The sequence below is a fragment of the Vibrio sp. 1069 genome, from assembly GCF_033340555.1.
Genome location: NZ_JAWOWP010000563.1, coordinates 1 through 610, shown reverse-complemented (window position 1 = coordinate 610; position 610 = coordinate 1). Strand labels below are relative to the sequence as shown.

1 protein-coding gene is annotated in these 610 nt (G+C 45.9%); it reads right to left on the bottom strand.

Translation table 11 applies throughout. The annotated features are described in order from the left end of the window. Positions 1 to 61 precede the first annotated feature (61 nt). Positions 62 to 610: TraB/GumN family protein (locus R7040_RS27755; RefSeq protein WP_318097788.1), on the bottom strand; the 549-nt coding region annotated here is incomplete at its 5' end.

Sequence of the window (610 nt, the reverse complement as noted above, 5' to 3'; positions counted from 1 at the left end):
AAAAGGCTCTACAGAAATGTAGAGCCTTTTTCGCATGTGTAATGATGGTTTTGGCTGGGTTTTAAATATTGCACTTTGCTTTGCGTGTTTTACCAAGCGAGGTAATTTCAAATCCTCGTTGTGCGAGCAAATCGATAAGGTTGTCTTTACCCACCAGATGCAGACTTCCAACCACAACGGTGTAGCGACCTGACTTTTTAGGCAGCACACTACCAGTATCGAGTTTTTTCGCCCAATCACGGTTGCGAGAATATAAGAACGCTTCGTTAAAATCTTCCGTCGCTTTGTCTGTTAAAGATGCCTCTTCCAGCATACTGCCATCACCACTTTTCCAGCTTTCTATCAAACACTGTACAAGCTTGTCACCACCTTCGTATTCGTCTATCGAGGACAGCAGCATTTCTTGCCCACCATTTGGCTGACCAGCAATAAGATCGATTTGAAACTGCACCGATTCTAACGAGAGGACAGGGAGGTGCTTTTTCTCTGCTAAACCAATTAGGTGCATGTCTACACCTTCGTCTGATACGTAGCCAAGCTTATTGACTAGCGCGAGTTGGATGGTCAGAGCTGCGGTCCAAGGTGGCGCATTGAGAAGTTGCGCTTCCGC